Genomic DNA, 7,126 nt, shown 5'->3' with positions numbered 1-7,126 from the left:
AACGTTGGTGTGGGCCAGAACCGTCTTGACTTCGCAGCCAAAAACTTGGCCTCGTCGCAAGAAAACAACGAAGCGGCCCGTTCAACACTGATGGACCTTGACGTTGCTGCGGAAATGACCAAGTTCACTTCCAAGCAGATCCTGGTTCAGTCGGGTGTCGCCATGTTGGCTCAGGCCAACCAGATGCCGCAGAACCTGCTGCGTCTCCTGCAGTAATCCGGATTTCCGAGTTGGGATGAGGGCTTTCCCTCATCCCATTTCCGGTTTATCCTTTACTACAGCGCGGCATAGGAGGGTCAGATGGAACTTATCAACACATATTCCAGTAGTGCAGCAGCACAGAGCAGCAAGCCTTCTTCTACCCCTTCTGCGCCTGCAATCACTGTTTCAGCTCAAACTGATCAACCGGCCTTTGGGTCAAAGGGATCGGACAGCAGCCAAGGCTCTAAACTTCAAAAAGCTCTGGCTAATCTTGATATCCCGGAAATTGCAAATAACGATGCCCGTGTTGAATTAAACTTCAATCAGGACACAGGTCGCGTTGTCGCAAAAGTTATGGATCGCGCCAGTGGCGAAGTGCTGCGCGAATTACCGTCCAAAGAACTGCAGCAACTGTTTTCGCATATGCGTGAATATCTTGGCAGCGTTGTGGACGAAGAAATTTAAACAAGCGATTGGGCTAACGACAGGCACGCTTCTTGCTTTAACCATGTAACAGTGGAAAGCACGTTTCCTAGCGACAGCCAACTGAAGACGCCCAGGGAGCTAAACCGATGAGCAGCTTAAATCTAAACAATATCTATGTCGGCGAAAACGGGCGTGTCCAGTTGTCTGGTGGCTCGTCTAACATTGATTTCGTCGACACCGTCGACCAGATGATTGCTGCCCGTCGCATTCCTGCCGATAATCTCGAAAAGCGTGTTGAAGCAAATGACGAGAAAATAGCAGCCCTGAAAGAGCTTCAGACGCTGATCGGCACACTCAAAGACTCAATGGCGAACCTGTACGGTGCCACAAGTTTCGACAATTCGAAAAACATCTTCGAATCTAAAACGATTTTTGCCTCGTCAGACGGCACGTCCGCTGGATCTTTGATCGGTGTGGCCGCATCAAACGCTGCAGAGAGTGGTAGCTATACCTTTGAAATTGACCAAGTAGCAAGCAAGCATAAACTGTCCAGTGATACTCAGGCTGTCGCGGCAAGCGCAGACATAACCGGGATTACCGGGACAGGTACCTTTACGGTAACCGGTGGGGCTGGCAGTTCTACCGTAACAGTTGCTGCGGGCGACAGTCTTCAAGAAATTCGCGACAAAATTAATAACATCAAGGATAGTACAGGCGTTCAAGCGTCTGTTGTCAAGGTATCGGCAACTGAAAGTACAATTATTCTCACCTCCACAGAAGAAGGTGTTGATAACCGCATGTCCTTTAGTGATGACAGCGGTAACGTACTTCAAAGCCTTGGTATTCTGAGTGATCCAACGACCATCAATGCAACAAACGTTATTGATGACGGTAATGATGCAATGATCCAACTCGACGGCATTGCCGTCACGCGTGGATCAAACGAATTTTCCGATTTGATTGATGGTCTGTCGATCAGCCTCTACGACGCAGAACCTGGAACACAGGTGACGATCGAAGTCGAACAGGACCTTAATCAGGCCAAAACCGCAATTCTTGATTTCGTTGAAGCCTATAATGCCGTGCAGTCGTTTATCAACGAAAAGACGTACGTTGATCCGACAACATTCAAGGCATCCGAAGATGCGGTACTTCTTGGAAACTCAGCTGTTAAAAGCATAGAATCCTCATTGCAACAGATTGCGGGTTCTTTTGCGGATGGCGTCACTGACCGGGTAGGTAAGGATGACTACACCGTTTTTGCTGAAATCGGCATTTCTTTCTTGGGCTATGGCGAAACTGAAGACTCAAGTCTTGAAAGAACGCTTGAAATTGATGAAACAGCACTGAACGAAGCGCTTTTGAACAATCCAAGCGAAGTGATGGAACTATTCTTGTTCAAGGGGACGTCGGACAATTCAGACATCTCGATGACTGGTTTTAGCAACAAAACAGGTGCTGCGACCTACGATTTCAACATTGATGCAGCTGCTGGTGCCATCAACAGCGTCACCTATGATGTCACGATTAATGGTGTTGTAACTGCCGGGTTAAACGCAACCGTGACCGGTTCTTCAATTGTCACAGAAGACGGACTTCGTCTGTTTTATAGCGGTGATAAAAATGCGGCTGATACTGCATCTGTAACCACAACAAATGGTATCGGATCGCAGCTTTACTTTGAACTTGAATCCATGCTTGACGATGAGAACGGGACTCTTACGCAAGCAATTGCGGACCTTGAAACTCAGAATACGTCATATGAGGAAAAAGTAGGACGGATCGATGAGAGCCTTGCGCGACAGCGCGAAGTCCTGATGGATAAGTTCATTGCGATGGAATCCGCCCTTTCTCGAATGAAGAATATTCAGAGTTCTCTCGACGAATTGATGGCAGCAGGCAAAGAAAGTAGTTAACTTTTATCTGTCATACATGCACACTACGGAGACGCACAGCATACCAAGGAGTGTCGTATGAACGAACACGCCGCCCATACTTACAGGCAACAACAGGTCAATACGGCAACACCAGCCAAGATGGTGTTCATGCTGTACGAAAAGATCTTGTCACGCTTACAAGAAGTTCAGAACGCAATTGAGCGCAAAGATATTCAAGCGCGATGCAATGCTAATTGCAATGTTCAGGAACTTCTTGCTCATCTTTCAAACACCCTCGACATGGCCCAAGGTGGCGAGATCGCCGAGAATCTTGAACGGCTTTATTCGCACTGCTTGGTTCGTTTGATGGACGTTGATCGGCACAATGATCCTGAGGCTGCAGCTGAGGTCTCCATGCTATTGACCCCGCTTCGCGATTCATGGGCAGAGCTTGCCGAGAAAAGCGAAGGCGAATTGCGTCAGGCTGTTGTGAGCGCACAACAAGGCCAACAGGTGCAAAACGCTGCCTCTCCCCCCAAGGCATCAGCGGCACCTGACAGTGAAAATGTCACCCCGCCTAAATCTGGACTTTCGATATCAGCATAAGGGTCTCATTCCTGTTGCGATCAACATTAGATTTTCAAAGGCCTTCGATCATTCGAGGGCCTTTGAAATATGCGCGACCCTGTTTTAAGAATAGAAACAAGCCAACCTTGAATAAACCCGGCCACGTGATCATTTTTGCCTGTTCATGAAACTAGTCCCCTCCCGGTAAAATTTTCCTCTGCCGGCGAATGCCGACTAACGCCCTGAAAATCTATACAATTTATTAACGATCAAAACTGGCCCGCCGCTTGCAACTGTTCTGACACTGTTTCCATAAGGACCAAGGTCATGAACAGCTCTGCGATTACAAACAGCATTATGCCAACCGTTTCCATTCCCGGTGCAACCGCCAGCAATAGCGCGGCTTCGGGCTTTGGCGAAGTGATGGCATCAGTCACAGAAAACTGGTCTGAGCGCAAAAGTCAGATCAAACATGACGCGGCAAAATCTGCCCAGAGTACATGGGACGAAAACCGCGCCGATCTGAACGCAAAGCGTAGCAGCGAACACAACACTGATCGCGACTATTCAACATCCGACAATCGTCGCGATGATGAACCTGTTCGTGCGGATCAAGATCATCGTGATGACCATGCCAAGGTCGACGATCCTAAATCCGATGATAATCATGATCTGGACGCCGATCGGACTGACGACGATGGCGCTGATCGTGATATGGAACATGCAGATAACTCTGACAGCGCGCCCGATGATCACGCCGCCTCCGATGGCGATAGCAAAGACGTCGCACAAGCTGACGATGGCAATGTTGCGCAAGACACTGCTGGTGATCCTTCCCAGACAGAGCTTGGTATAACCGATCCTAACCAGCCGGTGCAGACTGTCCAGTCCGCTGTCCCGCTTCCTGGCTCCCCCGAGGAAATTGCTTTGGCGAATGCTAAATCCAGCATTGCACAGGGCTCTGCTTCTAATACAGCAGCTGCGGGGCAAAACACAGCAATGGGTACTGGGCAAAACTCAGCCGGTATGGCGGCAAACGCAACATCTGCGGAAGCCACAACTGATGGCTTGATGAGTTCAACCGCCTTGTCTCAGCCTGCCGCTGGCGCATCCGCGAAAATGGCAATGAACGTTGCTGACGAAGCCGCAGGCGAGGAACTTTCCTCAGACAAGTTCCTGTCACGTGTTGTCGATTCCATGAGCGGTGATGGCAAAGCCAAATCCGATGCTTCTGGAATTTCAAACGCATCTGTAAACAGTCAATCGGCGAACGCAAACGGTGCTCAACAGGCAACCGCAAGCAACCCGGCACAAACTGCCCAGGCAGCCCAACAGGCCATGGCCGCAGCAGCTGGCGCGCAAACCATACAGAACAATCCCGCTGCTCAGACCAACACAGCAGCAGGTCCCGTAACCGCAACTGGCGGCACCGAAGCCACAGCACAGACGGCAAACGGGCAACTCAACACCGCCAGCACGTTGCAGCAAACCAATACCGGTGGTCAGACCGCACAAACCGCGCGTCATGCCCCGGCACAGCAGGTTCAGCAGCAGGTTGCCGTCTCGATCAAGAACGCCGCCAGTGACGGCGTCGATAAGATTTCAGTCCAGCTTCGTCCAGAACATCTCGGACGTGTGGACGTGAAGATGGAGATCGGCCACGATGGTCGTATCCAAGGTGTTATTCAGGCAGATACACGCGAAACACTCGACTTGTTACGTCAGGATTCACGTGCATTGCAGCAGGCTCTTAAGGATGCCGGCCTGAATGCAGACAGTCAAAGCTTCACCTTTGAACACAGAGATCAAGGTGGCCAAAGTCAGGATGGCAAAGGTCAATCTCAGATGTCCGCCAATCAGGGCAGCAGCCCGGAAGATGGCGACGTTTTGAGCGGAGCTGAACTCGCCGAACATGTTGGCATTGGCTATGGGATTAATCCCAACGGCCTTGTCGATATCCGGATTTAGGAAAGGTAGAGGGACAGACCCATGACCGTTTCATCCCTGACAAATGTTGGCCTCTCCGGCACAAATACAAATGCCGCGTCGAGCAGTTCAGCAAATCAGCTTGCACAGAACTTTGATACGTTCCTGACCTTGCTGACAACACAGCTGCAAAATCAGGACCCGACCTCGCCCATGGAAAGTGACAAGTTCACCGACCAGCTGAGCCAGTTCGCCCAGGTTGAGCAAGGTATTCAGAGCAATAAAAACCTCGAAAACCTGATCTCGATGCAAAGTCAGCAGCGTCAGCTTTCTGCACTGTCTTATGTCGGTGCTGAAATCGAAGCCGTTGGCGACACCAACTGGCTCGAAGAAGATGGCGAGCTTAAATACAAATACAACGTTTCACCTGAAGTTCCGCGCCTGCAATTGCAGATTCAGGATCAAAGCGGTGCAACGATCTATTCTGAAGAACTCAACGATGTTTCCGGCCTCCAGAGCTTTACCTGGGACGGTAAAAACAATAGTGGCGTTGAGCAGGCCGAAGGTGCCTACACGCTGGTCCTCAAACCGATGGCTGCAAATGGTGACACCTTTACCACTGAAAAAGGCAAACCGGCATCTGTTGCGATTGGGATCATCGGATCTGTCGACAGTGTCGATATTGACGATTCCGACATTTACCTTCGCATCGGTGATGTAGCGGTGCCGTTCTCAACGCTTACCAACGTGAAATTGGGCGCGAGCAGCACAGATACAACCGATAACGGTTCCGGAAACGACGACGCGCAGGACGAAGCTGCCTAAGGGCACTCATCCGGATTTGATTAACACCCTGTACTTGCAGGAGAAGAACAATGAGCCTTTTTGGTGCAATGATATCCGGTGTTTCCGGCCTGAATGCGCAGTCTCAGAACCTGGGCGTCATCTCGGACAACATCTCGAACCTCAATACAATCGGTTATAAGGGAACCATCGGGCGTTTCTCGACCCTTGTGACCGAAGCCGCTTCAGACACCCGCTATACACCGGGTGGCGTTCGGTTCCACCCGACAGCGTTGATCAGCAAACAGGGTTTGCTGCAGGCAACCTCGTCAACCACGGCCGCGGCAATTTCCGGTGATGGCTTCTTCATCGTCCGCAATACTGCATCGCCAGGCACCAATGACGAGTTGTTCTTTACCCGTGCGGGTGATTTCAAACCCGATAATGATGGTTATTTGCGCAACACTGCAGGCTATTACGTTCAGGGTTGGGCAACCGATCGCGACGGACAGCTTCTTGACACTGCTGGTAATGTCACGACATCAAACAGCTCGGCGGTGACCGATCTTCAGGTTCTTGATATCAACTCGATCCTGACAGCTGCTGCTTCGACCACATCGATTGAGTTTGGCGCAAACCTGAACTCCGATGAAACCGCTGTTGTCGGTGGAACTGCCACTTCGACCACTGTGGGTCTCGACTATGACACCACCGATTTGACAGCTTTGGCAGGCATAAACAATGGTGATCAGTTCACCATCACCCATGACGGGACGACCACCACGATCACCATCAATACCGGTGATACGCTTGAAGATCTGGCCGCTACCATCAGCGCGGTAACCGGGATCAATGCCACCACCACCACGACCGGCACCAACGACACCCTGACACTCACAGCGGCCTTTGCCGATCAGGGTGTGACCTTTGCCAACGCAACAGGCACACCATTCAGTGCAACCGGCATCACGGTTCCGGGTGTTCCCGGCACACTGGCCCCGACCTACAATGCAGGTGATCTTGCATCGGGAACCGTTGCCGAAGACAACACCATGCCGGTGACAATCTATGACTCGCTGGGCTCCGCCCACACTGTCAATTTGCAGGTTGTCAAACTGGGTCAAAACCGTTGGGGCTTTGAGTTAACCGGTCAAACGACCGCTGGCCAACTTGATTCCACAGATCACCCAAACGGCCTGATCCAGGCCGGGACCGTTACCTTTGATGGTTCAGGCAACCTTCAGACCTTTACCGGCGTTGCCGCGACCATTGGTGCGGTCACGGTTGGTACTGCCGGTGATTTGACCGATGCTGACATTTCAGCCGAATGGACAAACGGTTCGGAT

General features: G+C 51.1%; 7 protein-coding genes. All 7 read left to right on the top strand.

The window, feature by feature from the left end; genetic code table 11:
* Window positions 1–216: flagellin (locus tag RIC05_RS07870; RefSeq protein WP_350047693.1), on the top strand; the 216-nt coding region annotated here is incomplete at its 5' end.
* Between the two features lie 84 nt (window positions 217–300).
* A complete protein-coding gene (locus RIC05_RS07865) occupies window positions 301–666 on the top strand; it encodes a flagellar protein FlaG (protein ID WP_350047691.1) in 366 nt (121 codons plus the stop codon).
* A 107-nt stretch (window positions 667–773) separates the two neighbouring features.
* Complete coding sequence (gene fliD / locus RIC05_RS07860) at window positions 774–2,543, top strand: flagellar filament capping protein FliD (RefSeq protein ID WP_350047689.1); 1,770 nt, start codon at window positions 774–776, stop codon at window positions 2,541–2,543.
* 57 nt (window positions 2,544–2,600) lie between these two features.
* Window positions 2,601–3,110, top strand: a complete 510-nt coding sequence (gene fliS / locus RIC05_RS07855) for a flagellar export chaperone FliS (RefSeq protein ID WP_350047687.1) — start codon at window positions 2,601–2,603, stop codon at window positions 3,108–3,110.
* Between the two features lie 288 nt (window positions 3,111–3,398).
* The gene (locus RIC05_RS07850; RefSeq protein ID WP_350047685.1) at window positions 3,399–5,039 is read left to right on the top strand and encodes a flagellar hook-length control protein FliK; all 1,641 of its coding nucleotides are present in this window, start codon (window positions 3,399–3,401) and stop codon (window positions 5,037–5,039) included.
* A 21-nt stretch (window positions 5,040–5,060) separates the two neighbouring features.
* Window positions 5,061–5,822: a flagellar hook assembly protein FlgD gene (locus RIC05_RS07845; protein ID WP_350047683.1), complete on the top strand. Its 762-nt coding sequence runs from the start codon at window positions 5,061–5,063 to the stop codon at window positions 5,820–5,822.
* A gap of 50 nt (window positions 5,823–5,872) precedes the next feature.
* A partial coding sequence (locus RIC05_RS07840; protein ID WP_350059752.1) for a flagellar hook-basal body complex protein occupies window positions 5,873–7,126 on the top strand: 1,254 nt, incomplete at its 3' end.

It is taken from the genome of Thalassospira sp., assembly GCF_040218635.1.
In the GTDB taxonomy this organism is placed as follows: Bacteria; Pseudomonadota; Alphaproteobacteria; order Rhodospirillales; family Thalassospiraceae; genus Thalassospira.
This window is presented reverse-complemented; position numbering and strand designations above follow the sequence as displayed.

Excerpts from the sequence above, each read along its gene's own strand:
- fliS (WP_350047687.1), top strand. The coding sequence starts at position 2,601 with ATGAACGAACACGCCGCCCATACTTACAGGCAACAACAGGTCAATACG.
- RIC05_RS07850 (WP_350047685.1), top strand. The coding sequence starts at position 3,399 with ATGAACAGCTCTGCGATTACAAACAGCATTATGCCAACCGTTTCCATT.
- fliD (WP_350047689.1), top strand. The coding sequence starts at position 774 with ATGAGCAGCTTAAATCTAAACAATATCTATGTCGGCGAAAACGGGCGT.
- RIC05_RS07845 (WP_350047683.1), top strand. The coding sequence starts at position 5,061 with ATGACCGTTTCATCCCTGACAAATGTTGGCCTCTCCGGCACAAATACA.
- RIC05_RS07865 (WP_350047691.1), top strand. The coding sequence starts at position 301 with ATGGAACTTATCAACACATATTCCAGTAGTGCAGCAGCACAGAGCAGC.